This is a genomic window from Chryseobacterium oryctis (assembly GCF_025971925.1).
Taxonomy (GTDB): Bacteria; Bacteroidota; Bacteroidia; order Flavobacteriales; family Weeksellaceae; genus Chryseobacterium; species Chryseobacterium oryctis.
Genome location: NZ_JAPDHV010000004.1, coordinates 121,982 through 147,932 on the forward strand (window position 1 = coordinate 121,982; position 25,951 = coordinate 147,932).

26 protein-coding genes are annotated in these 25,951 nt (G+C 31.5%); 21 read left to right on the top strand and 5 right to left on the bottom strand.

From position 1 onward, the window contains the following. The first annotated feature begins 112 nt into the window (after positions 1 to 112). The 3 genes from OH806_RS10230 (at position 113) to OH806_RS10240 (ending at position 4,841) form a co-directional block, all read left to right on the top strand. Positions 113 to 2,620, top strand: a complete 2,508-nt coding sequence (locus OH806_RS10230; protein ID WP_264743580.1) for a cation-translocating P-type ATPase — start codon at positions 113 to 115, stop codon at positions 2,618 to 2,620. Positions 2,621 to 2,709: 89 nt separating this feature from the next. Continuing rightward, positions 2,710 to 4,002, top strand: a complete 1,293-nt coding sequence (locus OH806_RS10235; RefSeq protein WP_264743581.1) for a type II restriction enzyme — start codon at positions 2,710 to 2,712, stop codon at positions 4,000 to 4,002. A 92-nt stretch (positions 4,003 to 4,094) separates the two neighbouring features. Beyond that, positions 4,095 to 4,841 (top strand): HesA/MoeB/ThiF family protein, encoded by a 747-nt coding sequence (locus OH806_RS10240; protein WP_264743582.1) that lies wholly within the window; start codon positions 4,095 to 4,097, stop codon positions 4,839 to 4,841. Between the two features lie 2 nt (positions 4,842 to 4,843). Here OH806_RS10240 and OH806_RS10245 read toward each other — a convergent pair whose 3' ends face one another. Then, positions 4,844 to 5,602 (bottom strand): response regulator transcription factor, encoded by a 759-nt coding sequence (locus tag OH806_RS10245; protein ID WP_264743583.1) that lies wholly within the window; start codon positions 5,600 to 5,602, stop codon positions 4,844 to 4,846. Between the two features lie 121 nt (positions 5,603 to 5,723). Here OH806_RS10245 and OH806_RS10250 point away from each other — a divergent pair, with 121 nt between their 5' ends. The 16 genes from OH806_RS10250 (at position 5,724) to OH806_RS10325 (ending at position 17,847) form a co-directional block, all read left to right on the top strand. Continuing rightward, positions 5,724 to 6,368, top strand: a complete 645-nt coding sequence (locus OH806_RS10250; RefSeq protein WP_264743584.1) for a hypothetical protein — start codon at positions 5,724 to 5,726, stop codon at positions 6,366 to 6,368. Positions 6,369 to 6,474: 106 nt separating this feature from the next. Further along, entirely contained in the window at positions 6,475 to 7,956 is a 1,482-nt protein-coding gene (locus tag OH806_RS10255; RefSeq protein WP_264743585.1) for a transglutaminase domain-containing protein, read from the top strand. Between the two features lie 96 nt (positions 7,957 to 8,052). Beyond that, positions 8,053 to 8,361 (top strand): hypothetical protein, encoded by a 309-nt coding sequence (locus tag OH806_RS10260; protein ID WP_264743586.1) that lies wholly within the window; start codon positions 8,053 to 8,055, stop codon positions 8,359 to 8,361. 18 nt (positions 8,362 to 8,379) lie between these two features. Then, positions 8,380 to 8,604 carry a hypothetical protein gene (locus OH806_RS10265; RefSeq protein ID WP_264743587.1) on the top strand — a complete coding sequence of 75 codons (225 nt, stop codon included), beginning with the start codon at positions 8,380 to 8,382 and terminating at the stop codon, positions 8,602 to 8,604. Between the two features lie 99 nt (positions 8,605 to 8,703). Beyond that, a complete protein-coding gene (locus OH806_RS10270) occupies positions 8,704 to 8,997 on the top strand; it encodes a hypothetical protein (protein WP_264743588.1) in 294 nt (97 codons plus the stop codon). A 21-nt stretch (positions 8,998 to 9,018) separates the two neighbouring features. Continuing rightward, positions 9,019 to 9,312: a hypothetical protein gene (locus OH806_RS10275; RefSeq protein WP_264743589.1), complete on the top strand. Its 294-nt coding sequence runs from the start codon at positions 9,019 to 9,021 to the stop codon at positions 9,310 to 9,312. A gap of 21 nt (positions 9,313 to 9,333) precedes the next feature. After that, positions 9,334 to 9,627: a hypothetical protein gene (locus OH806_RS10280; protein WP_264743590.1), complete on the top strand. Its 294-nt coding sequence runs from the start codon at positions 9,334 to 9,336 to the stop codon at positions 9,625 to 9,627. Between the two features lie 21 nt (positions 9,628 to 9,648). Then, positions 9,649 to 9,939, top strand: coding sequence for a hypothetical protein (locus OH806_RS10285; RefSeq protein WP_264743591.1), 291 nt, complete (start codon positions 9,649 to 9,651; stop codon positions 9,937 to 9,939). A gap of 70 nt (positions 9,940 to 10,009) precedes the next feature. Continuing rightward, on the top strand, positions 10,010 to 10,315 hold the full coding sequence (locus OH806_RS10290; protein ID WP_264743592.1) for a hypothetical protein: 306 nt from the start codon (positions 10,010 to 10,012) through the stop codon (positions 10,313 to 10,315). A gap of 109 nt (positions 10,316 to 10,424) precedes the next feature. Then, on the top strand, positions 10,425 to 10,706 hold the full coding sequence (locus tag OH806_RS10295) for a hypothetical protein (RefSeq protein WP_264743593.1): 282 nt from the start codon (positions 10,425 to 10,427) through the stop codon (positions 10,704 to 10,706). A 3-nt stretch (positions 10,707 to 10,709) separates the two neighbouring features. Continuing rightward, the gene (locus OH806_RS10300; protein WP_264743594.1) at positions 10,710 to 11,072 is read left to right on the top strand and encodes a DUF393 domain-containing protein; all 363 of its coding nucleotides are present in this window, start codon (positions 10,710 to 10,712) and stop codon (positions 11,070 to 11,072) included. A gap of 73 nt (positions 11,073 to 11,145) precedes the next feature. Beyond that, positions 11,146 to 11,739 carry a hypothetical protein gene (locus OH806_RS10305; RefSeq protein ID WP_264743595.1) on the top strand — a complete coding sequence of 198 codons (594 nt, stop codon included), beginning with the start codon at positions 11,146 to 11,148 and terminating at the stop codon, positions 11,737 to 11,739. Continuing rightward, positions 11,714 to 12,649 (top strand): HTTM domain-containing protein, encoded by a 936-nt coding sequence (locus tag OH806_RS10310; protein ID WP_264743596.1) that lies wholly within the window; start codon positions 11,714 to 11,716, stop codon positions 12,647 to 12,649. The genes OH806_RS10305 and OH806_RS10310 overlap by 26 nt, the downstream gene beginning before the upstream one ends. After that, positions 12,646 to 14,784, top strand: coding sequence for an outer membrane beta-barrel family protein (locus OH806_RS10315; protein ID WP_264743597.1), 2,139 nt, complete (start codon positions 12,646 to 12,648; stop codon positions 14,782 to 14,784). The genes OH806_RS10310 and OH806_RS10315 overlap by 4 nt, the downstream gene beginning before the upstream one ends. 58 nt (positions 14,785 to 14,842) lie before the next feature. Continuing rightward, the gene (locus OH806_RS10320) at positions 14,843 to 15,589 is read left to right on the top strand and encodes a metallophosphoesterase (protein WP_264743598.1); all 747 of its coding nucleotides are present in this window, start codon (positions 14,843 to 14,845) and stop codon (positions 15,587 to 15,589) included. 110 nt (positions 15,590 to 15,699) lie between these two features. After that, positions 15,700 to 17,847: an outer membrane beta-barrel protein gene (locus tag OH806_RS10325; RefSeq protein WP_264743599.1), complete on the top strand. Its 2,148-nt coding sequence runs from the start codon at positions 15,700 to 15,702 to the stop codon at positions 17,845 to 17,847. 79 nt (positions 17,848 to 17,926) lie between these two features. On the opposite strand, the gene OH806_RS10330 is transcribed toward OH806_RS10325, so the two are convergent. The 4 genes from OH806_RS10330 to OH806_RS10345 all read right to left on the bottom strand — a co-directional run bounded on the left by OH806_RS10330 (position 17,927) and on the right by OH806_RS10345 (position 22,921). Further along, positions 17,927 to 20,188 carry a glycoside hydrolase family 3 C-terminal domain-containing protein gene (locus OH806_RS10330; RefSeq protein WP_264743600.1) on the bottom strand — a complete coding sequence of 754 codons (2,262 nt, stop codon included), beginning with the start codon at positions 20,186 to 20,188 and terminating at the stop codon, positions 17,927 to 17,929. Positions 20,189 to 20,359: 171 nt separating this feature from the next. Next, a complete protein-coding gene (gene metQ / locus OH806_RS10335; RefSeq protein WP_264743601.1) occupies positions 20,360 to 21,172 on the bottom strand; it encodes a methionine ABC transporter substrate-binding lipoprotein MetQ in 813 nt (270 codons plus the stop codon). A 71-nt stretch (positions 21,173 to 21,243) separates the two neighbouring features. Next, positions 21,244 to 21,900, bottom strand: coding sequence for a methionine ABC transporter permease MetI (locus tag OH806_RS10340; RefSeq protein WP_264743602.1), 657 nt, complete (start codon positions 21,898 to 21,900; stop codon positions 21,244 to 21,246). Further along, on the bottom strand, positions 21,893 to 22,921 hold the full coding sequence (locus OH806_RS10345; protein ID WP_264743603.1) for a methionine ABC transporter ATP-binding protein: 1,029 nt from the start codon (positions 22,919 to 22,921) through the stop codon (positions 21,893 to 21,895). The genes OH806_RS10340 and OH806_RS10345 overlap by 8 nt, the downstream gene beginning before the upstream one ends. A 449-nt stretch (positions 22,922 to 23,370) precedes the next feature. Between OH806_RS10345 and OH806_RS10350 the strand changes: the two genes are divergently transcribed. Next, positions 23,371 to 23,667 carry a GNAT family N-acetyltransferase gene (locus OH806_RS10350; RefSeq protein ID WP_264743604.1) on the top strand — a complete coding sequence of 99 codons (297 nt, stop codon included), beginning with the start codon at positions 23,371 to 23,373 and terminating at the stop codon, positions 23,665 to 23,667. 164 nt (positions 23,668 to 23,831) lie between these two features. Beyond that, positions 23,832 to 25,949: a type IA DNA topoisomerase gene (locus OH806_RS10355; RefSeq protein ID WP_264743605.1), complete on the top strand. Its 2,118-nt coding sequence runs from the start codon at positions 23,832 to 23,834 to the stop codon at positions 25,947 to 25,949. The last annotated feature ends 2 nt before the right edge of the window (positions 25,950 to 25,951 follow it).

Genomic DNA, 25,951 nt, shown 5'->3' on the forward strand with positions numbered 1-25,951 from the left:
TTTTTTATTTAGAGTAAATATGGATTTCAAATTTTGAATTATAACTTATTTTGGCTATTGGTTTCGGAAAAAATAATCACTAAATTTAATAATCTTATTTATTTTATTCTTTATGTCTTATAATATCCCAGAATATTTAAAAGGTCTTTCGGAAACTGAAGTAGAAGCCTCAAGAAAAGAATTCGGACTCAATCAATTAGAAGCTTTACATAAAGACACATGGGTAGATATTCTCATTAATATTTTAAAGGAACCGATGCTGATTCTGCTGATGTGCGTTTCGTTGATTTACGTAATTGTGGGAGATTATGCGGAGGCTATCTTTATGTTTGCCGCTATTGTTGCGGTTACAGCTATTTCTTTTTATCAGGATAACCGAAGCAAAAATGCATTAGAAGAACTTGAAAAACTTAATGAGCCTTTAAGTAAAGTAATAAGAAATTCAAAAATAATAGAAATTCCTACTCATGAGATTGTAGTAGGAGATTTGTGTATTACGGAAGAAGGAAAGTTTATTAACGCTGATGGGAAGATTGTATACAGTAATGATTTTTCTGTTAATGAATCCTCATTGACGGGAGAGAGTTATTCTGTTTTCAAAGATGATGATTCAGAAGATAATCTTGTGTATAGCGGAACGATTACGGTTTCAGGGTCAGCTGTTTTTAAAGTTGAAAAAATAGGCAAAGAAACACGTGTCGGAAAAATAGGGAAATCTATCATAGATATAAAAGAAGAAATTTCTCCATTACAACTTCAAATCAGAAGATTTGTAAAAGGAATGGCTATAATAGGATTGGGTATTTTCCTCGCTGTTTGTATTTTTAGCTTTATTAAAACAGGAAACTTTGTTGAGAGTTTATTGAACGGACTTACCTTGGCTATGTCGGTTATTCCTGAGGAAATTCCTGTTGCTTTTACTACTTTTATGACCATCGGAGCTTGGAAATTGATGCAAAAAGGTATTATTATCAAACGAAGCAGTATTGTAGAAACTTTGGGAAGTGTTACAGTTATCTGTACGGATAAAACGGGTACAATTACCGAAAACATGATGCATCTGAAACATCTGTACGATTATAAATCTGGGAAAACTTATGATGAAAAAGAATTTGGAGCAGGAGAGCTAAATGAGCTTATAACTTATGCGATGTGGAGTAGTGAGCCGGTACCTTTTGACCCGATGGAAATAACTTTACATGAAACTTATGAACAAACTCAGTCCAATGATGTAAGAAAAGACTATCATTTATTTCATGAATATCCGCTTGAAGGTAAACCACCGATGATGACTCATCTTTTTGAAAATTCAGAAAAATCGAGAATCATCGCAGCAAAAGGAGCTCCTGAAGTAATTCTTGCTGTTTCAAATCTTTCAGAGGCTGAGAAAGATAGAGTAAGAAAAGAAATAACAAAGTTCGGAGAACAGGGATATCGTGTACTTGGAGTAGCTAAATCTCATTTTGAAGGATATAATTTCCCTGAAAAACAACAGGATTTTGTGTTTGAATTTTTAGGATTGACAGTTTTTTATGACCCGCCTAAAAAAGAAATACAAAAAGTATTTCAGCAGATTTATGATGCAGGAATTAAAGTAAAAGTCATTACAGGAGACAATGCAGATACTACAAAAGCAATCGCGTTGCAGTCTGGTATTCAAAATAATGCAAAGGCAGTTGCAGGAAGTGAAATTATAGAAAATTCTGATGAAGAAATTGCTCAAATTGCAAGAAATACTACGTTATTTACAAGAATGTTCCCTGATACAAAGCTTAAAATTGTGAACGCTTTAAAAAAACAAAACGAGGTTGTGGCTATGCTAGGAGACGGAGTAAATGACGGACCTGCTCTAAAAGCGGCTCATATTGGAGTGGCGATGGGAAGTAAAGGTACAGAAATTGCAAAATCGGCGGCGGCATTGGTTATTACAGATGACAATCTTGAAAAACTGGTTGTTGGGATAGCTGCGGGAAGAAGAATTTATTCTAATATTAAAAAAGCAGTACAGTATATTATTTCCATTCATATTCCTATTATTTTGACGGTTTCTTTGCCTCTGTTTTTGGGTTGGGCATTTCCGCAAATATTTACACCAATCCATGTTATTTTCTTAGAAATTGTAATGGGACCTACATGCTCTATCGTTTACGAAAATGAACCAATGGAAAAAAATACAATGAAAAGACCTCCACGAATAATGAGTGAAACTTTTTTGAATTGGCGAGAACTCACCATAAGTATTATTCAGGGATTGGTAATCACTCTCGGAATACTATTTATATATCAGTTTTCTGTTCAAAACGGAGGGAATGAAGAAAAAACAAGGGCAATGGTTTTCAGTACCCTTATTTTCGCGAATATATTACTAAGTTTAGTCAATCGTTCCTTCTATTACAGTGTATTTGAGAGTTTCAAAAATCGTAATGTTTTATTAGCGTTCATTTCCATATCAGTTATTGTATTATTATTTGTAATACTTTATATAAAGCCGGTTTCTGTGTTTTTTAAAGTAACAAGTCTTAATGCAAATGAGTTGGGATGGGCTTTACTTACAGCAGCAGTTTCTGTTCTCTGGTTTGAATTGTATAAACTGATTAAAAGAATTTCCGGTAAAAAGTAGTTAAATAAATATCAGCACTAAAGCATTGAGAATTTCTCAGTGCTTTTTTTAATTTTGTCATTAGATAATTTCATGAAAAATCAATTAGAATGATGGATAAAACCTCGAAACTCAACGATTCTTGGGAGAAAATTTTTAATAAATATAAAATTCTCGAAAAGATTTCAGATGAAGGACATTTTAATATAACAGCAACGGAAATCAACGAGTTTAGAGAGGCAAGATTGATGACAAAATTTGATCACAAATCTCAGCTTCCAAAGCTTTTTCATGAACATGATTTGTCTATTTTACCCACTTCCAGAGGCGGATATGTAATTGGCGCTTTCAAAACTTTCCATGAGTTTAATGATGATGATACTTCTGTTTCAAAAATTAATTTTCCTGCTTTTTTAGAGAGTCTGGATTTTAAAAATATTACGAGTGAAGCAGCGGCAATTAATTGTGCTTTTGTATCTAATATTTTGCAGGATTTTGTAGGAGAAAAAGCATTGTTTCCCACTGTAAGCGGAAGAATGGGATCTTCTGTTTTTGACTTTGATATCAATTCTTCAAACGGACTTTTTAAAGTAAATGTTGAAAATTCGCAGGTTGAAATTGATGGAGGATACGAAGGGGAACTTTCTTTAAGTATTATTGAAGCTAAAAATTATATTTCGAAAGATTTTCTTGTAAGGCAGTTGTATTATCCTTACAGATTATGGAATGAAAGGGTAAAAAAGCATGTGAGACCGATTTTTCTTACCTATTCTAATGGTATTTTTCATTTAAGAGAATATGAATTTACAGAAGTCCAGAAATATAATTCTTTGGTGCTGGTTCAGCATAAAAAATATACTGTACATGAAGGAAGTTTAACGTTTAATGTTCTGCAAGAACTCATTGATAAAACAGAAATCGTAAAAGAGCCTGAAATTCCGTTTCCTCAGGCTGATAGTTTTGAAAGGGTGGTTAATTTAGGAGAGTTACTTTTTGAGAAAGAATTTATATCTAAAGAAGATATCACAAGAAATTATGATTTTGATGCCCGACAAACGGATTACTACTCCAATGCCGGAAAATATTTGGGGATTTTAGAGATAGGAAAAGATATTTTGACTGGACAAATTGGCTGTTATTTGACCTCTACGGGCAAACGTCTTTTTAACCTTAACATTTTTGATAGGCAAAAAGAATTCATTAAGCTTATAATTGCACATTCTGTTTTTAAGCAGACTTTAAAATTAGCACTTGAAAATAAGCAAATTCCTACAAAAGATGATGTAGTAGAAGTAATGATGAAATCAAATCTATACAATGTAAATTCTGAATCTACCTACAGAAGAAGATCTTCAACAGTTTTGGGGTGGCTGAACTGGATTGTAAGGCAGATCGAGGAGTAATTTTATTATCTTAAAATTTATAAAACTACTATGTTGTGTAGCGATATAGTTTGCGAAAAGAGATAATTTTGAAGGAAATTAAAATTTAAATTATGGAAGAGAGATATTCCAGAAATCGACTTTACATTAATGAAGAAGAACAAGAAGCTATTAAATCTGTTCCAATTCTCTTCGCAGGAAGCGGAATAGGAAGTAATATTGCTGAATGTGCTTTGCGTATAGGTTTTGAGAATATTACAATTGTAGATGGTGATACTGTCGAATTATCAAACCTTAACAGGCAAAATTATACCGAAAAAGATATTTCTGAGTATAAGTCAAAAGCCTTGTATGAAAGGTTAAAATCAATTAATCCAAATGCTGATATCAAGTATATTCAAGACTTTATCACATTTGAAAATATTGAAAAAATAATTGAGGGACATGAAATAGCCGTTAATGCATTAGATTTTACAAGCAATATTCCTCTTTATTTTGATGAATTATGCAGAAAAAGTAATATTCCTGTTGTGCATCCTTATAATCTTGGTTGGGCCGGTCTTGTTGCAGTGATTTCTCCTACAGGTCCTTCTTTGAATAGCATCTCGAATGATGAAAAATTTAATGAACTGAAAATGGTGGAGTATGTCACAGGTTATTTAAGGTTTTGGGAGAAACGCAATGTTTGGCTGGAAGAAATTATAAAGTCTTATAAGGCTGAAGAAGAGGTTTTACCTCCTCCTCAGTTATCAATTGGCTCTTGGATTGTAGGAGCTATGTGTGCAAATATTATGTTTAATATAGCAACTGAAAAAGGGTATAAAAGATTTCCTGAGTTTTACTTTAGCTCTATAATGTAACTTTATAAAAGTTTATTATTTTTTGCATACGCTAATGCTTCGGTAATGTTGTTTACCCCTATTTTTTCAAAAAGCTTTCTTCTATGAAATTTTACAGTATCAGCAGATACGAAAATTTTAGATGCAATTTCATTAATTGTTAATCCGCTGGCGTAGAGACTTATAATTTCAAGTTCCCTTTGAGAAAGCTTTTTCTTTTCTTCTTTTATCCATCTGTTTTCGTCAAGATTATATTTCCAGATAATATCAGAGTTTTCTTTTGTTATAGAAATATTTCCTGCTGAGTTTGTAGATGAAAGTGATACGATGCACATTGCTTTCCAGATTTTTCCGTTCTGAGTAAGGAACATCGGAGTAAGCTTATGGTTGATAAGGATTACATTTTTTTTATCATTCACTATGTGAAAATCGTAAGAAATAGTATACATTTTTCTTTCTTCGAAAGGTAATTTGTCATAGAACTCAAATCCCACCTCATTGATTTTAAGAAGAAGTTCCTGATCTTCATTGAGTACATTTCTAAAATAAAAAGCATATCCTAAATCTCTGACTTCTTCAGGCGATAATCCGCAAAGAAAGAGAGGGTTTTCGGAAACATATTCAAATGATTTTTTCTCGTAATCTATGATATATAAACTTTGATAAGTAATTCTGGCAAAGGCTTTTACTATTTCCAGATAATCTCCTGTTTGTTTAATTTCAAAATCTGATATACCATTAACCTCATTTTTCTCCGAGAAAAATTTTTTTATTTCATCCATAATTAACAAATATTTTACTACACAAAAGAGTAGTTTCACATCACTATTTAACAAATCTACACAAAAGTGTAGCAAAAAACAAGGTGAGCATTAATAATTTTAGTAAAAATTAATCAACACCATGGGAAAATTACAAAATTATTCATTTAGCAATATCAGTTTATATAATCTAGCTAAGTTTGTTGTAGAGGAAAATTTTATTCATCATAATTGTGATTCTTTTGAGAATTTGACAAATGATGTAATTTCGGTTTATAAGGAAGAATCTTTACTAAACGGATCTATCGTTTTCTTTTCTAAAAGTACTACAAGTAATGATATTACAGGGTCAATTAGGGTATTAAACTGGAATAGGGTAGATGTTCTTCCTATTCAGAAGATTTTTAATATTGATCCTAATCAAATTATTCCGGATCCAAACGTAAATATCTGGCATATAGGAAGGTTTGCCGTTAAAAAAAATGCGGATAAATCAGGGTTCAAAACTTTTAAAACTTTGATGGCTTCGGCTATTAATGAGGTTTGTAAAAAGAAAAACTCTGTAGTATTGGCAGAATGTGATGCTAAGCTTTTAAAAACATTAAATTTATTGGGTATTGAGAGTATTGTATTAGCTGATTCTATTGAATATCTTGGCTCGGAGACAATTCCTGTATTGCTTACATATAAAGGACTTTATGCTTTTTTAGAGAAAAACAGAAACCTTTTACATAAAGGCAACAAAAATTCATTTTATAGAGAGATAATTCTTCAGCAAATTGCTTAAAACTACCCTTTAGTGTAGTATTAAACTAAACTATAGTGTAGTGTTTTTGTTTTTTGAAGTAGTTAATATTGTAAAAGAAAAACTAACCAACCAAAATAAATAATCGATGAAAATCATAAAATCATTAATATTTGAAAAAAAGAACTGGATTAGCGCATTAGGAGTTTCTGCATTAGTAATGTCTTGTTCTGATAATAGTAATGTATATGGAATTCTAAATAAAGATAAAAGTATTAATTATAAAAGCGCTTTTGAATTTATCAAGAAAAATGCAATTCTAAATTTTCATATCAGTGCAGCTGGGGCTCAGGAGCAAGATTCAAAATTTATTAAAGATGAGGATATCAAAGAAAATATTGAGCTGTCTTATAATAAATCTAAAGAATTAATCACCTCTAATGCCATTTCGGATTATAGTTTTATCAATTTTGTTCTTCCTTATAAAGTAAATTATTCTAATGATTTTAATTGGAGAAAAAAGGTTCTTAAAAATTATGAGCTTCCTAAAAATTATACTTTAAATTCTGAAAAAGCTGTAATAGAATCTACCAATTATTTGAATAATCAAATTAAGAGTTTAAAAATACCTTATTCAGATCCTTATCCGCAGGAAGATTACTGGTCGTTCAACAATTTACTTCAAGAGAAAAAAGGTTCGGATATTGCCTTAGTAAACTTGGCAAGTTATATCAATAGAGCCAACGGAATACCCGTTACTATAGATTATGCTCCTGTTTGGGGAAATGCAGACGGAGGAAAAGCTTGGAATGCTTTAGTAATAGATCAGAAAAAATCTTATCCTTTTGCAGGTGGAGTTGATAATGTAGGAGTATTTAATCCCAAAAAAATTATTAATAGTTTAAAAGATACAATTAATAACTCTTATACCATCTCTAAGGTCTATAGGAGAGGTTTTATTCCTGACACGACATCTGTTTATTTGAAATATTACAGCAGATTAAGCAAAATGGGCTTCACTTCTACTTATTCTGATATTGATGTGACAGATAAGTATACAAAAACCATAAAATATAATGTAAACGGATTTTATAATGATAAAACTGAAGTTGCATTACTTTCCGTGTTCAGTTTCAACAGATGGCTTCCAATAGCGGCAATTAGTCCGAAAAACAAGCAAATGGTTTTCGATAAAGTAGGTGTGGGTGCTTTATATCTTGTACACACAGAAGACGACAATAATTCCAAAAAGTCTTTGTTTTATGTGAACAAAGAGGGAAAACTATTATTTTTTGATAAGTCTAAAAGGTCTAAAATAGATATCAGCCAAACAGAATCTGTAACGACAAAGTTGAGGAATTTAGCTATCAATAATAGAAACTCCCCAAATATTCAGCCACTGGTAAATAAAGCTATAGATACTAAGCTAGAAGATGGTGTATCTTATACACTTTATAAACTTACAGATAGCAGTTGGGAAAAACAAGAAACAAAATCTGTAGTGAATAATAAGTTGTCATTTTCGGCTCAATATCAAGATGGAATTTATCTTGCTGCGCTTGAAAAAGATAACAATATCAATTCTAAAAGAGCTTTTATTCTCATTGGAGGTAAAGTAGTCTTTATTTAAAACTAATAACCATTTTATATAAACTAAATCTTTTCTCAATCTGAGAAAGGCAAGGGAAAATTTTTCCTAAAAATTAATAATCCAAAATTTTTTAACATGAAAAACTACAAAAAATTGCTTTTTGCAGGGTTAGCTATCGTACCCTTAGCTTTATCCTCTTGGAGCTCCACAGGCAACGAACCTCATTTGAAGAATGCTGAAGAGCAATTTCAACTTCCTTCTAATGGTGTAATTGGTCAACTAGACTTTACAAATGATGTTGTAATACAGTCTAAAACAGAACTTTCAGTTATGGTAGATCGTATTGACCTCGGACCTTATCAAAAGAAAATAGTTGTTACTTCAGTTATTCTTGAGCCAAGTTCAACATTATCTTTAGATGATATTATAAAAAATCATCAATAGTAATTGAAATTTCTGAATATGAAAAGTTATAAGAAATTATTATTGGCTGGATTGGGTTTTATTCCTTTGCTTTTATCTTCTTGGGGCTCAACAAGTGATAAGGAGATTAATTTTATAGTTCTAAATTCAGACGGCGATTTTTTTAATGATGCTATTGGAACTTATGTTGTTACAAAGACAATAGGCCCTCAGAATCATTCAAAAAAACTGGTAAATGTTGAAGCAATAACAGAAAAGTTATAGGAACAACTAAAGATATAGACACATCTACCCCTACAACTCCTACCATTAATTCAATCATTAACAATTACAAATAACAATAACCTTTTAAATTTTTTTATTATGAAAAACTACAAAAAATTATTATTCGCGGGAATGGCAATCGTTCCTTTGGCATTGTCTTCTTGGACATCAGAAGCAAACTCATTAAACTTTGAAAATGGAGATGTAAACCAAATCTCTTCTATCGAAGTAATCGGAGGTACAGCAGTAAGTAGCTCTGTAACAGTGAAAACAAAGAAGAAAATTATCTCTAAAGAAACTGTTGAAACTGTAAGTGTAGCTGAGAAATCAGTAGCTACAGGTTCTATCGAAACAGAATTATCATTTGACAAAATCGTAAAAGATTATCAATAACCTATTTAAACATTTTTTATTATGAAAAATTACAAAAAACTATTAATCGCGGGACTTGCAATTGTTCCATTGGCATTGTCTTCATGGACATCAGAAGCAAACTCATTAAACTTTGAAAATGGAGATGTAAACCAAATCTCTTCTATCGAAGTAATCGGAGGTACAGCAGTAAGTAGCTCTGTAACAGTGAAAACAAAGAGTAAAGTATTTTCTAAAGAAACCGTAGAGAGTGTAAGTGTAGCTGAAAAGTCAGTAGCTACAGGTTCTATCGAAACAGAACTATCATTTGACAAAATTGTAAAAGATTATCAATAACCTATTTAAACATTTTTTATTATGAAAAATTACAAAAAACTATTAATCGCGGGACTTGCAATTGTTCCATTGGCATTGTCTTCATGGACATCAGAAGCAAACTCATTAAACTTTGAAAATGGAGATGTAAACCAAATCTCTTCTATCGAAGTAATCGGAGGTACAGCAGTAAGTAGCTCTGTAACAGTGAATACAAAGAAAAAGGTGCTTTCTAAGGAAACGGTAGAAACTGTAAGTGTAGTAAGCGAAAAGGCTATCAGTACATCAATCGAAACAGAACTATCATTCGATAAAATCGTAAAAGATTATCAATAACCTATTTAAACATTTTTTATTATGAAAAATTACAAAAAACTATTATTCGCAGGTTTGGCAATTGTACCACTTGCACTTTCTTCTTGGACGTCAGAAGGAAACTCATTAAACTATGGAAATGGAGAGATGAACCAAGTATCATCTATTCAGATAATTGGTGATACAGCAGCAAGTAGTGTTGTTACATCTAAAACTAAAAAAAATGTGTTTGACAAATCAACAGTAGATCAAACAAACGTAGTTGAAACGAAAGTTGCTACAACTCTTGAACCTGTTCTTACTTTCGGAAAAGTTCTAGAAAACTACAAATAATATACTATTTCAATTCACACATTCAGTTGAATTTAATCAACTGAATGTGTTTTTAAAAACTTTAAACCATATGAAAAAATCTATTTTAATTCTACCAATAGCTTTATTAACAACTATTTCTTTATTGTCTTTCAATAAATCTGGTAATGATCAAGAGGTTGTAAAATATGATACAATCAGTAAAATGAATTCATTAGAACAAGAAGTGGGAGCTTTTATAAAAAGTACAGTTATTACTAATAAAAGTTTTAAAAAGGAGTGTTCGGTTGATGATTGTGTAAAAAGAGATGCTGTAAGTATTTTCGAGACAAAGATTGTATCTGCTATTGAAAGTCCGGAATTGGACCTAAATAGAATTGTTTCAACTTATAAATAATTAACTTATGAAAAGCCTTTATTCTTACTTATTATCAATGATATGCATAATCTTTTTTCTTTATTCTTTTCAGATTAGAAAAGGAAGGCATATATATAGAAATCACTGGATGATCCCTGCATATCAGAATCTTCAGCTAAAAAACTCTTCAAAAGAAAATTTAGAAGTGGTTTTATACAATTCTTCTCAAAATTCTGATATGAAATATATTAATGGTAATAATATGATGAAAGTTTTACCCAAGAATGACTCTGTAAAAACAACAATAAATTTTGGAAATGAGTTTTATGTAATGAATAATTCTGATGAGGAAAGAGAATTCAGAATCAAAATATTGAATAATAGTGGTAAGGTAAAGGCTTTTTTAAAGAAAAATCTTCCTAAAAATTAGATTATGAGAAAAGTAATAGTTTATTATGACAGTTGGTGCCCTAGATGCACAAAATTCATGAAAACAGTAAAAAAAATAGATTGGTTGAATCTTACTGATTTTCGTTCTCTTAGGGAAAGAGGGCAATCTATGAACGGAATTGATTATCTGCGTGCAGAAAAAGAAATGGCATCTTATATAAATTCTTGGTCTTATGGATATCAATCTATATTTAGGATTTTGATGAGACTTCCTTTGCTATGGCTATTTTTTCCTGTTCTTTGGCTTATGCAGATTACAAAAATCGGACAAATAATTTATATACAGTTAGCAGTAAACAGGAAAATAATACCACTTCACTGTGATAATGATGTTTGTAATATTTAATTATTAATTTTTTAATCTAATTACTATGAAATACCCAAAACTCTTTTTTGTATTTAGCATGATACATATCTTATTGATACTAATAGTATGTACAGCAAGTACGATAGATTCTTATGAAAAATCTACTTCTTATGTAGAAAATGGTTTTACCAATTCTTTGAAGAATACAAAGGAAAGTATTAGAGAATTTAATTCTATACCCGGTATTCAGCAATATCAGGCTTTTGCAGGAATTAATGCAGGATATGGGTTTTTTGCACCCAATGTGGCAAGTTCTTATATACTAAAGGTTTCTATTTATGACAAAAATAAAAATTTGGTAAAAGAATCTTATTTTCCACCGTTCAAATCTAAAGAAGGCTTAAACAGGTATCATACTTTATTAGGATATTTTCAGGATAGGTTGACGATTTTGGAAAATAAATTACAAAAGAAAAAATCTACTCAATTCAATGAATCTGATAAATATGGTGAGTTTTTAGATATTTTCATAAAAAGCATAGGAAGATACTATTACAAAGAATACAATCCTGAAAACTACAATGTTTCTTGTACGCTTTATCTTCATCACCATCCTTTAATGGAGGAAATCAAAACGGCTAATAAAAATAAACCAGTACTAATTAAATTACTTGACATCGATGCAAAACCTCTTAAGAAAAACTAGATCTCTTCCTTACGAATTTTATCAGTTCTTTAATGAATACAAACAGGAAGACAAATTGTTCTTTGCCTTTTTCAGAATCTCCATGGGATTATTCTTTTTGGTACACCTTCTTTCTATTATTACAGATTTTGACCTTCTGTTTACCAATAATGGCTTAATTCCTTTAGAAATTATTGAGTTTCTTGGCTCGGATAGAATGCCATCTTTACATTTTGTGATGAAACTTTTTGGTCTCATTAATGTATCGGAAGCTACAGTTGTGATCGGGTATATAGTTCTTTATATCATTGCCTGTATTTCTCTTACTATAGGTTTTATGAGCCGATTGTCGGCACTTATAATACTGATATTGCACATTCTGGTATTCCAGTCATCAAGTACTTTTATGTATGGTATTGATTTCTTTAAATCTATTGCAATGTTTTATTGTGTGGTATTTCCGTTGGGACGTTTTTATTCTGTGGATAATAAAATTTTTAAGTTTAAAGAAGTCAACCCAACACCTTTTAGAAACTTGTTAAGAATACATTTAAGTATTGTTTATTTTACTTCAGGCTTAGACAAGGCTTTTGGAATTAATTGGTGGAACGGAGAATCTATTTGGAAGGCTTTGCATTTACCAGGATTTCAGTCTTATATTTTAGATAATTCTAGCTATGAAATATTTCTAAACTTTCCAATCATACCAATATTTATAGGGATTTCGACGATAGCAGTAGAATTATTGTATCCGTATTTTATGTGGAAAAACAGCACTAGAAAATACTTTATTTGGATGGTAGTTGCATTACATGCGGGAATTATCATTGCCATGAACCTTTATTTCTTTGGAGCATTAATGATTCTTTTGAACCTAAGTGCATTTTTAAACTTAGAAGAATCTAAAAAAACAGTTGCAGTAACATCATGAATCACATTCAGAATAAATTAAGTAGAGTTTTAATATTACTATCTTCTTCGATAGTAATATTAACCTCTGCTCAACAAAAGGACACAATAAAGAATGAAAAGAAAATAGAAGAAGTAAAAATCACTCGTTCTGCTGTAAAATTTAAAAATGGAAAAATAATTGTTTCGCCATCTTCCACAGCCACAGGTGAGGCAAATAATACTTGGGAGTTTATTAAAAACTCAGGCTATGCAGATGCTTCTGAAGAAGGGACCATAAAAATTAAACAAAAATATACCACTGTATATATTAATGACAGAAAGTTACGACTTTCCGGATTAGAACTTAAAAATTATTTAGAATCTATACCAAGTAAACTTATCAAAAATATTGAGGTAATTGGTACTCCGGATTCTTCTTATTCTGCCGATGAACAGGCAATTATTAAAATTAATTTAATCAACAGTAGTATTGAAGGGCTTAAATTGAGTATAGGTTCTGTTCTTGGATTTACTAAGAAAATGAATATGTCTCAGAATTTAAACCTGAACTACAAATCCAAAAAATTTGAAATTAACACGCTATTAAGCGGTTCACATACAAATATTCTTACGGAAGTAAATTCTCAACGAGAGTTTAGAACGAATATCTGGGATATTACTCAGGAGCAGGACATCAAAAGGTCAAGCAATATTTATTCTTTTCTGGTAAATTATTATGCCAATAAGAAAAATAAACTGAGTCTTTATGCAGAATATAACCCGGCTAATACACAAAGTAAATTATATGCAGATAATGGGTTGCCGATTTTAGAAAGAATTTCAAGAAAAGATTCTATTTTTAAATACAATTCAGCGTTTAAGGATGTTGGTAAGAGTACCAACCTTCAATTGAATTATAAATTTGAAAATGATTCGGCTACTCAAAAACTGAATGTTCAGATAGAATACCTAAACACCAATAAAAAAACAAATAATAGTTTTAAAAATTATTATTATCAGGCTCCTGAATTTATTGACGGAAATCAGATAGATGATGTCTCTTCCAGAAGCATAAATATGTATATCGGAAACCTGAATTATACGATTCAAACCAAAAAATTAGGTATTTGGTCTGCAGGGGGAAGAATTTCTTACAGTGATGTTAATAACCCGATTAATATCACAGTTAACAATCTTGTTTCACAGGAAAGTATTCAGAATTATAGTGAAGAGCAATATGCTTTATTTTTGGAGGGGCAAAAAGAATTTGGAAAGACTTATGTGAGACTTGGGATGAGGTACGAAAGTAATATTACCAATTTTTTTGATAATAATCTGAAATCAAACTCATTCAAAATTGATGGTTTTTATCCCAATGTTTTGGTTCAGCATAATTTTTCAGATGATTTTCAGATCGAATCAAGCTATAAAAAGGCATTAATAAGACCTGATTATTTTTTATTGAATCAGCTAAGAAGAAAGAATAGTGATGACAGTATGTTGTATACCTCTGGGAATATTAATTTGAGACCACAGATTGAGCATGAAGTTGACCTTTCATTTTATTATAAAACTCAAATGTTATCAGTTGGGATGAATTATTCTCCGAATTATATCAGTACTTTGATTGTCAAAAGGGGAGATTATCTTGTTCAGGAATATAATAATTTCAGATTGATGACCTTGTATGCAAGTTTGGCGTTGAATAAGGTATTTAAAGATAAATATATTATTAAGAATTATTTCAATATAAATTATCTTCCTATCATAGAATATGAAGGTTTTGAAAAAGGAAGAACAAGCCTTGCTGTTAATAATAGAACTGTTTTAGGGATTGTGCTAAAAAATGGGTATGCTGCTGAGGCTTCTTATTCATTTTCAACAGATTTTTATGATGGTTTTTTCAAGCACGGAGCTACAAATAATTTGAGCATAACTATTCAAAAGAAAATACCTCACCTTAATCTTACAACTTATGTTATTGTGTCGGATTTATTAAGAGGTCAGAAAAATTATGATGAAGCAATATATCCTATAGTTTATAAAAATTCATCATACTCTGATACGAGAGGTATTAAATTAGGGTTGTATTGGACTTTTGGAAATCAAAAGCTTAAAGAAATCAAGAAAGACGAATCTCTGACTAATGACCTTAAAAACAGAAATAAAAAATAGAACAGTGAAATTTTTCACTGTTTTTTTGTATTATATATTATTTGATTACTTTTCGAATATGAAAATACAAATTATTAGTGATTTGCATCAGGAGTTTGGTTACACCGACTTATCTTTTGAAAAGGCGGATATTATTGTTTTAGCAGGAGATATAAATTTGGGTGTGAAGGGGATTGAATGGATTAAAACTAAAATTACTGATAAACCTGTAATTTATATTCTTGGAAATCATGAATATTATAAAGGATCCTATCCTAAAACATTGAATAAAATAAAAGAAACAGCAAAAAATTCAAATGTATACGTACTTGAAAATTCTTTTGTAGATATTGATGAAGTGCGTTTTCATGGAGCAACTTTGTGGACTGATTTTTCAATTTTTGGAAATCCGATAGAATATGGGATGCTTTGCCAACCCAAAATGAATGATTATAAAAAAATTACACGAGATCCGTCTTATTCTAAATTGAGAACTGTTGACACCTTTAAAATTCATCAGTTTTCTAGATTATGGCTAAAAGAAAGTCTTGAAAGTTCAAAAAAACTCAAAAATATTGTGGTAACACATCATGCTCCAAGTATTCTGTCTGTTCCTCAGAACTTCATAAGTGATCCTTTAACTTCTGCTTACGCTTCAAATCTGGAAGATTTTATTTTGGAACTTCAGCCTATGTTTTGGATTCATGGGCATATTCATATGCCTTCTCGTTATAAAATAGGAAAAACGGAGATAATTTGTAATCCTCATGGATATATTGATGAAAAATATAATGGCTATAAAAAAGAACTGATTATAGAAGTTTGATTATTTTTAATACTGTAAATCATTGCGTTTGAAATAAAAATATATTTTTTCACTAATTGGTGTAACGTTTATTGTGTTATAGTTGTCTTATCTGTGAAATTCAAATTTACATGAAGAAAGCATTGGCACCAATTGCTGTATTAATAGGAACTATAATTTTTGCACAGGCAAAGCAAGATACTATTAAACAAAGTACCACAAAAGATATAGAAGCAGTTACCATAACAGCCAGAAAACCGACAGTTGAGTCCAAAGTTGATAGAACTGTTTTTAATGTTGCAAACAGCTCTATTGTAGCAGGTAATACAACATGGGACGTTTTGAGGATGACACCTTTGGTAAGTATTGATAATAACGATGCCATAAAAGCAGAAGGTGAGTCAGTTACAGTTTATATCAACGACAGAAAATCTGTTTTTACAGGTAAAGAACTAAAAGATTATCTTGCAACGATTCCGGCTGATAATCTTTTGAAAATAGAAGTGATTACAAGCCCGTCTGCCCGTTATGAAAGTGCAGGTTCCGTCATTAATATCGTATTAAAGAAAAGAGATGATGAAGGTATAAAAGGAAGTGTTACTCTAAACAACAGACAAAATACTAAGAACTCTCAGTACGCCAATTTTAACCTGAATTATCATAGAAAGAATTTTACTCAAACCTTTATAGGAAGTTATAATGACAATATTTTTATTCAAAAAAATTCTATTCTCAACACGTTGTATGAAAATAATAAAGTAACTCAAATTGAGGGTGAAAATGTTTATAAATCAAAAAGCCCTTCTTTTTCGTCAACTTCGGAGTTTGAGCTGAATGATAAAAACAATATTGGGCTCATCCTAGAATATTATCAGGGTAGAAACAATACTTCTTCTAACGTAGATGGAAATATTTTTGCAAACGATACTTTTCAGGAGTCATATCTACAAAGTCTGAATCAAAATGGTCTTAACCGATCTTTAGGAACCAATCTTTTTTATAAGTATTACGATAAGGAGACAAATAAAATATTAGATATCAATTTAGGGAGCAATTACAATTCTCAGTCAATTACTAATAATTTTTTTAGAACCAGCAGTTTATCATCTGTTTCGGATGAGCTTGATATTCTTTCTGACAGAGAAGCAAGAAATTATTATCTCAAAATAGATTATACGCAACCTTTGGGTAAATCAGATGCAAAATTGGAAGTAGGTGGAAAAATTGATTTTAATAACAATATTATTCCGTACAATTTATCAGGAAATAATTTGAGTGGATTAAGAACAAATGATCAATTCCGTTATGAAGATAATATCAACTCTCTTTATTTTAATTATAGCCAAACCCTTTTCGGAAAATTAGAAACAAGAGTAGGTCTTCGTTACGAGTATATTGATTATAAAATGCGTGAAGATGTTGCAGGTACATCGAGAAGAGATTCTTATGGTACTTTTCTTCCCAACTTATTGTTGAAGTATTCTTTTTCAGATAAGTATGATTTGAGTTTAACGTATAGCCGAAATATCTGGAGACCTTGGTATTCCGAGTTTAATCCGTTTTTGTTACCTAATAATAACGGAATGTATAATAGAGGAAATATGGATTTGAATCCTAATCCTAATGACAGAATTGTAATGAAATTTGGAATTTCAAAAAAATATTTCCTTACAGCAAGATATATGTTTACAGACCAAGATTATTGGACTTCATATATGGTTGAAAATGATAAAACGATTGCATATCCCAACAATTTTACCGGTAAAATTGAACGATACAATCTTTTTGCTAGTACAAACCAAACATTTCTGAAAAATAAGCTGAGTGTAAACCTTAGTTTTGGATGGAATTATATTGACAACAGTGATTTTAACCAGAAAAACGAACTGAAAGCTAAAGATCATATCAGTTATTGGGGAGGTTCTACCAATCTTTCTTATTCTAATCTTTTTAATAAAAATATTAATGTAAGCGCTTGGGTTGAAGTTTCCAATCAGAGTAATGGTAATTCTTATGCGAATAAAACCAATGTTTTTCATAATATTTCTGTGACTAAAATATTCCCAAAAACACAGATGGAAGCCAGTTTGCAGTTGATGAATATTTTCAAGAGACCTAATTTTGATTCAACAACATTTAGTCCTGAAGGAACTTTCAGAAATTCAACCAGATCAGATTGGTACGGGTTTGCTCTTACCTTTGTAAAACGTTTCGGAAACCAAAAAGTAAAAGGAAATACCAAAACGGATGTAGAAAAAAGTGGAGGAGGAGAAAAATAATTAAATTCCAGAACTTAAATAAAATGTATAAAAAACCCCAGACTTCATTTGAAGTCTGGGGTTTTTTGTTTGATAATAATTATTTTAAAGTAAATTTTACCTTAGTTTTAATGCTGTCTGAAGAATTTCCGATTTGTGCTTCAAAATCTCCGGCTTCAGCAACCCAATCTTGTTTTTCTGCGTCATAGAAGCTTAAAGCAGTTTTATCAATCGTGAAGTTTACTTCTTTTTCTTCCCCTGGATTTAAATATACTTTTTCAAAACCTTTTAATTCTTTTGCTGGTCTTTGAACAGATGATTTTACATCAGAAATATAAAGCTGGGCTACTTCTGCACCTGCTTTTTTTCCTGTATTTTTTACCGAAACTGTAAAAGTAATTTTGTCGTCTTGAGAAATGGTTGTTTTATCGGCTTTAGCTTTTCCGAATTCAAAAGTTGTATAGCTCAAACCATGTCCGAAACTGAATAACGGTTTGATTTTTTTAGTATCATGCCAACGATATCCAACCAAAATACCTTCATTATATTTAATGTTAATAATGTTTTTTTGGTCTTTTCCTTTTCCTGCTGCTAATTCTGCTTTGTTTCCCGGATATTCTCCTAATTGATGAGCAGAATTGTCCTCAAGTTTTACAGGAAAGGTGAAAGGAAGTTTTCCTGAAGGATTGGCATCTCCCGCCAAAATTGAAGCGATGGAGTTTCCGGCTTCAGAACCCAAATACCAAGCCTGTACAATTGTAGGAACTTCATTGAGCCAAGGCATTGCAACTGCATTTCCTGAAACTAAAACTACCGCAAGATTTTTATTGACTTTCGCTAAAGCAGAAATTACATTATCTTGATTGTAAGGTAAGCCATAACTTTTTCTGTCATTTCCTTCACTATCTTGAAAATCAGCTTTGTTTAATCCTCCCACGAAAATTACGTAATCAGATTTTTTTGCCAATTCTATGGCTTCATTTAATAATTCTTGTGGTGAACGATCGTCTTTTAAATTCTGACCAGATTTTACGCCATTGTATTCTCCTCCGATATCTCCAACATAACCTCTCGCGAATTGTACATCAGATTGCTTCCCGAATCTTGCTTTAATCCCGTCTAAAGGTAAGGTTTCATATTTTACTTTTAATGAAGAAGAACCTCCGCCGACAGTCATTATTTTGATGGCATTTTCACCAATTACGGCAATTTTTTTAGTTTTATTGATGTCAATAGGAAGTACATTTCCTTGGTTTTTCAATAGAACAATTCCTTCTTCTCCGATTTCTTTAGCAATTGCTTTATGTTCTTCAGAAGCAATATTTCCGAAAGGTTTGTTCTTGTTCATCGTTGTTTTATAAGCTAAACGAAGAACTCTGGTAACTTTGTCGTCAAGTTCTTTTGTGCCTACTTTTCCTTCTTTAATAAGTTTTAAATAAGGTTTAGCTAAATAATAACTGTCATATGCATTAGAGTTTCCTTCAGAAAGTCCATTTGTCCAGCTTCCAAATTCTAGGTCAAGCCCGTTGTGAATGGCTTGTTCCGTATTATTCGCAGCTCCCCAATCAGAAACAACTACGCCTTTGTATCCCCATTTTCCTTTTAAAATATCATTGATGAGGTATTTGTTATGACTTGCAATTTGACCTTTATAATAATCATAAGCACCCATTATCGTCCAAGAATCACCTTCTGTAACCGCAGCTTTGAATGGTGGAAGATAAATTTCGTGTAAAGTTCTGTCATCTATAATCACATTGCTTGTGTGGCGGAACATTTCCTGATTATTAAGAGCAAAATGCTTCACAGAAGTAGCAACACCATTTGATTGTACTCCCTGAATGTAAGGAACTACCATTTTTGAAGTTAAATAAGGGTCTTCACCCATATATTCGAAGTTTCTTCCGTTAAGTGGTGTTCTGTAAATATTTACTCCTGGTCCTAAAAGAATGTCTTTTTTTCTGTAACGGGCTTCCTCACCCAGAGCTTTACCATAGTTCCAGGACATTTTTTTGTTCCAAGTGGCTGAAAGTGCAGTAAGAGCAGGATAAGCAATAATTGAATCATTCGTCCAACCTGCTTGATCCCATTCGTCCCACATTACTTCGGGACGAACTCCATGAGGTCCGTCAGTTGTCCAAAATTCAGGGATTCCCAACCTTGGTACGCCCGGTGAACTGAATTTTGACTGAGCATGGATCATTGCAATTTTTTCTTCTAAAGTCATTCTGGAAAGGGCATCCTGAACGCGCTGTTCAATAGATTTTGATTCATCTAGATAAACTGGTAGAGTAGTATTCTGAGCCATGTAAGAAGCTGAAATTATAGAAAATAAACTTACTATGGTAGTTTTCTTTAACATAAAAATCTTTTTATTGATTAAAAATAAAAATAAGTAAAAATATTATTATCTCAAATTGAGAAAATATGAATTTTTATTAATCTTGTTTTTTTTAAGATTTTAAATAAAAAGACATCGTTTCAGAAAAAAGACCTGAAACGATGTCAAAATATATAATAATAGAAAATTTGATTATTTCCAGCCTTTTACAGCTCCTCCTTTGAAGATTTCTTCTGCCTTTTTGGCAACTTCATCAGACTGATATGCCTGTACAAAATCTTTAACTTTTTTAGAGTTTTGATTATCAATTCTTGATGCAATAATGTTGACATAAGGAGAGTCTTTATCTTCTTTAAAAATACCTTGTTTTTCTGCATCTAATCCTGCTTGTGCTGCAAAATTGTTATTAATAATAGCAATAACGACTTCTTTGTCATCTAAAACTCGGGGTAATTGCGGTGCTTCAATTTCAAGAATTTTCAGTTGTTTAGGATTTTCAGTAATATCCGTTACTTTTGGTAATAATCCGACACCGTCTTTTAATTTTAATAATCCGTTTTTTTGTAATAGAAGCAATGAACGTCCTCCATTTGTCGGGTCATTAGGAATGACGATTGTACTTCCGTTCTGAAGTTCATTGATGCTTTTTATCTTTTTTGAATAAGCAACAATCGGATATACAAACGTTTTTCCAACAACAGCTAATTTATAACCTCTTTGTTTTGACTGTTCATCTAGATATGGAACATGTTGGAAGGCGTTGGCATCAATATCACCATTGTTTAAGGATTCATTCGGAACTACATAATCATTAAAGGAAACAAGTTCTACATCGAGGTTGTATTTCTCTTTGGCTACTTTTTTTGCGGTTTCCGCAATTTCCTGTTCTGGCCCTGATGTGATACCTATTTTAATATAATCAGCATCATCTTTCTTTGGAGAATTACAAGCTGATAATAGCAACAAACCAGCAGTGAATATACCTAAAATTTTTATTTTTTTCATGATAAATTATTTTCTTTTGTTAATGTTTTGGTGACAAATCTTAGTCATATTATTTTTGTTTGAATTGAATTTTAACGGTGGTCAAATCTTTTTGCCAGTCTATCACCTGAAAACTGAATGATAAAAACGATTGCAACGAGTAATCCTAAAACAAGATTCATAATTACCGCATCATAACCGATATATCCGTATTGATACCCGATTTGTCCCAATCCACCAGCTCCAACAGTTCCTCCCATAGCTGAATATCCAACTAAAGTGATGAGTGTAATCGTGGCATTATTAATTAATGAAGGAAGCGCTTCTGGAAGCAAAACTTTTTTGATAATCTGAAATGGAGTAGCACCCAAAGCCCTAGCTGTTTCAATCAAACCGTTGGGAACTTCCAAAAGGCTGTTTTCTACCAGTCTTGCAATAAAAGGAGCTGCACCAATGCTCAATGGAACTAATGCTGCATTCATACCAATAGATGTTCCTACTAAACTTCTGGTAAACGGAATCATCCATACAATCAAAATAATGAATGGTATGGAACGAAAAATATTAACTAAAATAGATAGGGTTCTATTATAAACTACATTTTCCAATAATTGTCCTTTTCTAGTCAGAAACAAAAGAATTCCGATGGGTAATCCTAAAACAAACCCGAAAAATCCTGACACAAATGTCATATAGATTGTCTCCCAAACTCCCTTTGATAAAAGCGAGATTACCGTATCACTAAGCATATCCTCTTACTGTATTTTGAATTTTGTTTTGATTGAAATAATAGATAGCTTGTTGGTTTTCTTCTTCATCACCCTGAAGCTGTAACAATAATTTTCCGAAGTTGGAATCTCCAAGATATTCAACATCTGCCTTCAAAAGTTTGTACGGAATTTTATATTTATCATAAACTATTGAAAGTAATTCTTCAACAGATACATGCTCATCAACTTCAACTTCAACAAGCGGAAATAATCCTTCTTGCGGAGCTTTTTGGAGTTTTTTATTTAGTTCTTGAGGTATAGTCATTTCACTTGAGTTTAAAAATTGTTTGATAATAGGATTCTCTTTATTTGAAATAATTTCACTTAAAGTTCCTTTTGCTAAAAGTTTCCCTTTGTCTATTACTGCAACATGGTTACAGACCGTTTTGATGACTTCCATTTCGTGGGTTATTAGTAAAATTGTAATTCCTAATCTTAGGTTGATATCTCTTAATAACTGTAAAATGGATTGTGTTGTTGCAGGATCTAGTGCACTCGTTGCTTCATCACAAAGTAGGAGGTAAGGGTCGTTTGCCAGAGCTCTGGCAATTGCTACTCTTTGTTTTTGTCCTCCCGAAAGATTTTTTGGATATTCATCTTTTTTATCTTCCAAACCAACAATTTTCAATAAATCATTTACTTTTCTGTTAATTTCAGCCTTGTTAACGTTGTCTAATTCTAAAGGAAGGGCAATGTTTTCAAAAACGGTTCTTGAAGAAAGTAAATTGAAATGCTGAAAAATCATTCCGATTTTCTTTCGCTCTTTTGCTAATTGCTTAGAATTTAATTTTGTGAAATCTTTTCCGTTGATTATAATTTCACCGCTATCAGGTTTTTCCAGCAAATTTACTGTTCTGATTAGTGTACTTTTTCCAGCTCCCGAAAATCCGATAATTCCGACAATATCACCTTGTTCGATACTAAGGCTTACATTATCCAAAGCTCTGAAAGACTGTTTTTTCTGATGAAAAGTTTTTATAATATTTTTTATCTCTATCATTTTATTATTCTTATTTAAACAAAAAAGGCTCTACAACATGGTAAAGCCTTTAGAAATATGTCATAAATAAATAAGGTCAACCATGAGAATATCTGATTTTTGGCATACTACAATACATCATCATTGTATTAATGATGTTTTTTGCCATTGAACTATTCTTAAAATTAGTTTTCATTTTTTATTATATCCTGAATACGGATGCAAATATAAGACATAAATTTCTTTAGTCTACTAAAAAAGTGGACTTTATTTATGTTAAATTTTATTAATGTTGTTTATCATTCTGATTTTCAGTTGTTTTTTTAGTAGGTTTGGAATGTCGAAAAATTATATATTGTTAGTGTTGGCTGTGATTTAGTCTTTTTTTACCTTCCGAACTTATCATAGATCATGATTTAGAAATAATAAGAAACCTAACTTTAAACTATCAATTTAAAAAGAATAAAATAATGGAAAGAACAGAAGTTGTTTTAGGAAATGTGAAAGGAGAAGTACAGCTTTTTTCGGATGACAATAAAGCTGGAAAAATGGATATATCGGTAATAGGAAATAAACTAACGGTTTATCATACAGAAGTTAATCCAGAATATGAAGGGAGAGGCTTTGCGAAATTATTACTGGAAAAATTAGTTTCTTATGCAAGAAAAAATGACTTGAAAATTGTACCTCTTTGTCCTTATGTTCATGCTCAATTCAAGCGTCATCCGGAAGAATATAATGATGTTTGGTTTAAAGAAGGATTGTAAAAATGTAATGATTTTTTGAAAAGCTCTCTTTAGTAAGGGAGCTTTTTTATAACAGTCAAGTTTTCAATTATTAACATTATTTGGAATCATCATCATAGATTGAAACTAGGCTAAAGTCAAAAAAAATCCCGAATTTTGCACTCCTTCAATAATTCAGAATATTCATGAAACTTTGTATTGCCGAAAAACCAAGTGTAGCCAGAGATATCGCCAAAGTATTAGGTGCAACTACGTCTAAACAAGGCTATATGGAAGGGAATGGATATTGTGTAACATGGACGTTCGGTCATCTTTGTACCCTGAAAGAGCCTCATGATTATGGTCCTCAATTCAAATCATGGAATTTAATTTTTTTACCCATTATTCCACAAAATTTTGGAATTAAACTGATTCCGAATAAAGGAGTTGAAAATCAGTTTAAAGTAATAGAAAAATTGGTTGAGGAATGTGATGAGGTTATCAACTGTGGGGATGCCGGGCAGGAAGGAGAGCTGATACAACGCTGGGTTTTGCAGAAAGCTAAATGCAATAAACCTGTTCAGCGTTTATGGATTTCGTCTCTTACCGAAGAAGCTATTAAAGAGGGTTTTGCAAGTTTAAAACCTGCTGAAGATTATAAAAATCTATATCTTGCAGGAAATGCAAGGGCGATAGGAGATTGGCTGTTGGGAATCAATGCAACCCGACTTTTTACCAAAAAATTCGGAGGAAATAAAGCCGTCCTTTCCATTGGAAGGGTACAAACGCCAACTTTGGCAATGCTGGTTCAGCGTCAGAAAGAAATAGATTCTTTTACAACAGAAGAATATTGGGAACTTAAAACTAAATATCGAGATGTTGTTTTTAATGCTGCAATCGACAGATTAAAAACTTTGGATAGAGCCGAAAAAGGGTTAGAATATCTTAAAGTAAATCCTTTTGAAATTGTTTCTTTTGAAATCAAAGAAGGAAAAGAAAAAAATCCAAGATTATTTGATTTGACGGGGCTTCAGGTTGAAGCCAATAAAAAATATGGCTACTCTGCGGAAAATACTTTGAAATATATCCAAAGTTTGTATGAAAAAAAACATGTGACTTATCCGCGTGTTGATACCACTTATTTATCAGAAAGTCTTTATCCTAAAATAGAGGGAATTCTTCGTAAAATGTATTTTTATCAGGAATTAGTTGCTCCATTGTTAGAACAACCGATTCTGAAAACGAAAGCAGTTTTTGATGATACTAAAGTAACAGATCACCATGCGATAATTCCTACGGAAATTCCGCCTTCTCAAAATTTAAGCAGGGAAGAAAAGTTGATTTATGACCTTGTTGCCAAGCGTTTTATCTCTGTTTTTTATCCTGAATGTAAAATCTCAAATACTTTAGTCGAGGGAAAAGTCGGAACAATTCCTTTCAAGACAAGCGGACGACAGATTTTAGAACCTGGTTGGAGAGCTGTTTATGATAAAGAGCCTAAAGAAGAGTCTGCGGATAAAAATAAAGAAGAAGAGCAAACCATTCCTGAATTTACAGTGGGAGAAACAGGTCCACATCAACCAATGATTCATCAGGGAAAAACGTCTCCTCCAAAACCGTATACAGAAGCAACATTGTTGAGAGCGATGGAAACCGCAGGAAAACAGGTGGAAGATGAGGAACTTCGGGAATTGTTGAAAAATAATGGTATCGGAAGACCTTCAACCCGAGCTAATATTATTGAAACTCTTTTCAAACGAAAATATATTGAAAAGAAAAGAAAAAACTTGTTTGCTACCCAAACAGGAATCGAATTAATAGATACTATTGAAGATGAACTCTTGAAAAGTCCAGAATTAACAGGTGAGTGGGAATTAAAACTTCGTAAAATTGAAAGTGGTGAATATGAAGCTAATCAGTTTAAGGAAGAATTAATTCAAATGGTGACAGATTTAACCAGAAAAGTAATCGATGGTAAAGCGAAAGTAATTGCTTTGCAGGATGAAAAAGAAGTGGTTAAAGAAAAGAAAAAAAGAGAACCTTCTGCAAAAAAAGAGCTTCAGTCTTGGGAAGAAACCCAATGCCCAAAATGTAAAGAACATTATTTAATGAAAGGGAAAACAGCAGTAGGATGTTCAGATTTTAAAAATTGTGGATTTAAGATAACTTTTGAAATTTTTGGTAAGAAGATTTCAGATAAACAGCTGATGGATTTAGTTTTAAAAGGAAAAACTTCAAAACTAAAGGGCTTTAGTACACATCCCGAAAGTTTGATAGAAGGTGTTTTATCGATGGATGAAAACTTCAACATACATCTTGTGTAATT

What these genes read in the sequence shown, in the direction of transcription:
- OH806_RS10355 (WP_264743605.1), top strand. Translation starts at nt 23,832, where the DNA reads ATGAAACTTTGTATTGCCGAAAAACCAAGTGTAGCCAGAGATATCGCC.
- OH806_RS10270 (WP_264743588.1), top strand. Translation starts at nt 8,704, where the DNA reads ATGAAAAACTACAAAAAATTATTATTCGCGGGAATGGCAATCGTTCCT.
- OH806_RS10340 (WP_264743602.1), bottom strand. Translation starts at nt 21,900, where the DNA reads ATGCTTAGTGATACGGTAATCTCGCTTTTATCAAAGGGAGTTTGGGAG.
- OH806_RS10290 (WP_264743592.1), top strand. Translation starts at nt 10,010, where the DNA reads ATGAAAAAATCTATTTTAATTCTACCAATAGCTTTATTAACAACTATT.
- OH806_RS10295 (WP_264743593.1), top strand. Translation starts at nt 10,425, where the DNA reads ATGATCCCTGCATATCAGAATCTTCAGCTAAAAAACTCTTCAAAAGAA.
- OH806_RS10350 (WP_264743604.1), top strand. Translation starts at nt 23,371, where the DNA reads ATGGAAAGAACAGAAGTTGTTTTAGGAAATGTGAAAGGAGAAGTACAG.
- OH806_RS10250 (WP_264743584.1), top strand. Translation starts at nt 5,724, where the DNA reads ATGGGAAAATTACAAAATTATTCATTTAGCAATATCAGTTTATATAAT.
- OH806_RS10230 (WP_264743580.1), top strand. Translation starts at nt 113, where the DNA reads ATGTCTTATAATATCCCAGAATATTTAAAAGGTCTTTCGGAAACTGAA.
- OH806_RS10280 (WP_264743590.1), top strand. Translation starts at nt 9,334, where the DNA reads ATGAAAAATTACAAAAAACTATTAATCGCGGGACTTGCAATTGTTCCA.
- OH806_RS10265 (WP_264743587.1), top strand. Translation starts at nt 8,380, where the DNA reads ATGAAAAGTTATAAGAAATTATTATTGGCTGGATTGGGTTTTATTCCT.
- OH806_RS10285 (WP_264743591.1), top strand. Translation starts at nt 9,649, where the DNA reads ATGAAAAATTACAAAAAACTATTATTCGCAGGTTTGGCAATTGTACCA.
- OH806_RS10240 (WP_264743582.1), top strand. Translation starts at nt 4,095, where the DNA reads ATGGAAGAGAGATATTCCAGAAATCGACTTTACATTAATGAAGAAGAA.
- OH806_RS10345 (WP_264743603.1), bottom strand. Translation starts at nt 22,921, where the DNA reads ATGATAGAGATAAAAAATATTATAAAAACTTTTCATCAGAAAAAACAG.
- OH806_RS10275 (WP_264743589.1), top strand. Translation starts at nt 9,019, where the DNA reads ATGAAAAATTACAAAAAACTATTAATCGCGGGACTTGCAATTGTTCCA.
- OH806_RS10315 (WP_264743597.1), top strand. Translation starts at nt 12,646, where the DNA reads ATGAATCACATTCAGAATAAATTAAGTAGAGTTTTAATATTACTATCT.
- OH806_RS10235 (WP_264743581.1), top strand. Translation starts at nt 2,710, where the DNA reads ATGATGGATAAAACCTCGAAACTCAACGATTCTTGGGAGAAAATTTTT.
- OH806_RS10325 (WP_264743599.1), top strand. Translation starts at nt 15,700, where the DNA reads ATGAAGAAAGCATTGGCACCAATTGCTGTATTAATAGGAACTATAATT.
- OH806_RS10260 (WP_264743586.1), top strand. Translation starts at nt 8,053, where the DNA reads ATGAAAAACTACAAAAAATTGCTTTTTGCAGGGTTAGCTATCGTACCC.
- OH806_RS10320 (WP_264743598.1), top strand. Translation starts at nt 14,843, where the DNA reads ATGAAAATACAAATTATTAGTGATTTGCATCAGGAGTTTGGTTACACC.
- OH806_RS10300 (WP_264743594.1), top strand. Translation starts at nt 10,710, where the DNA reads ATGAGAAAAGTAATAGTTTATTATGACAGTTGGTGCCCTAGATGCACA.
- OH806_RS10255 (WP_264743585.1), top strand. Translation starts at nt 6,475, where the DNA reads ATGAAAATCATAAAATCATTAATATTTGAAAAAAAGAACTGGATTAGC.
- metQ (WP_264743601.1), bottom strand. Translation starts at nt 21,172, where the DNA reads ATGAAAAAAATAAAAATTTTAGGTATATTCACTGCTGGTTTGTTGCTA.
- OH806_RS10310 (WP_264743596.1), top strand. Translation starts at nt 11,714, where the DNA reads ATGCAAAACCTCTTAAGAAAAACTAGATCTCTTCCTTACGAATTTTAT.
- OH806_RS10245 (WP_264743583.1), bottom strand. Translation starts at nt 5,602, where the DNA reads ATGGATGAAATAAAAAAATTTTTCTCGGAGAAAAATGAGGTTAATGGT.
- OH806_RS10330 (WP_264743600.1), bottom strand. Translation starts at nt 20,188, where the DNA reads ATGTTAAAGAAAACTACCATAGTAAGTTTATTTTCTATAATTTCAGCT.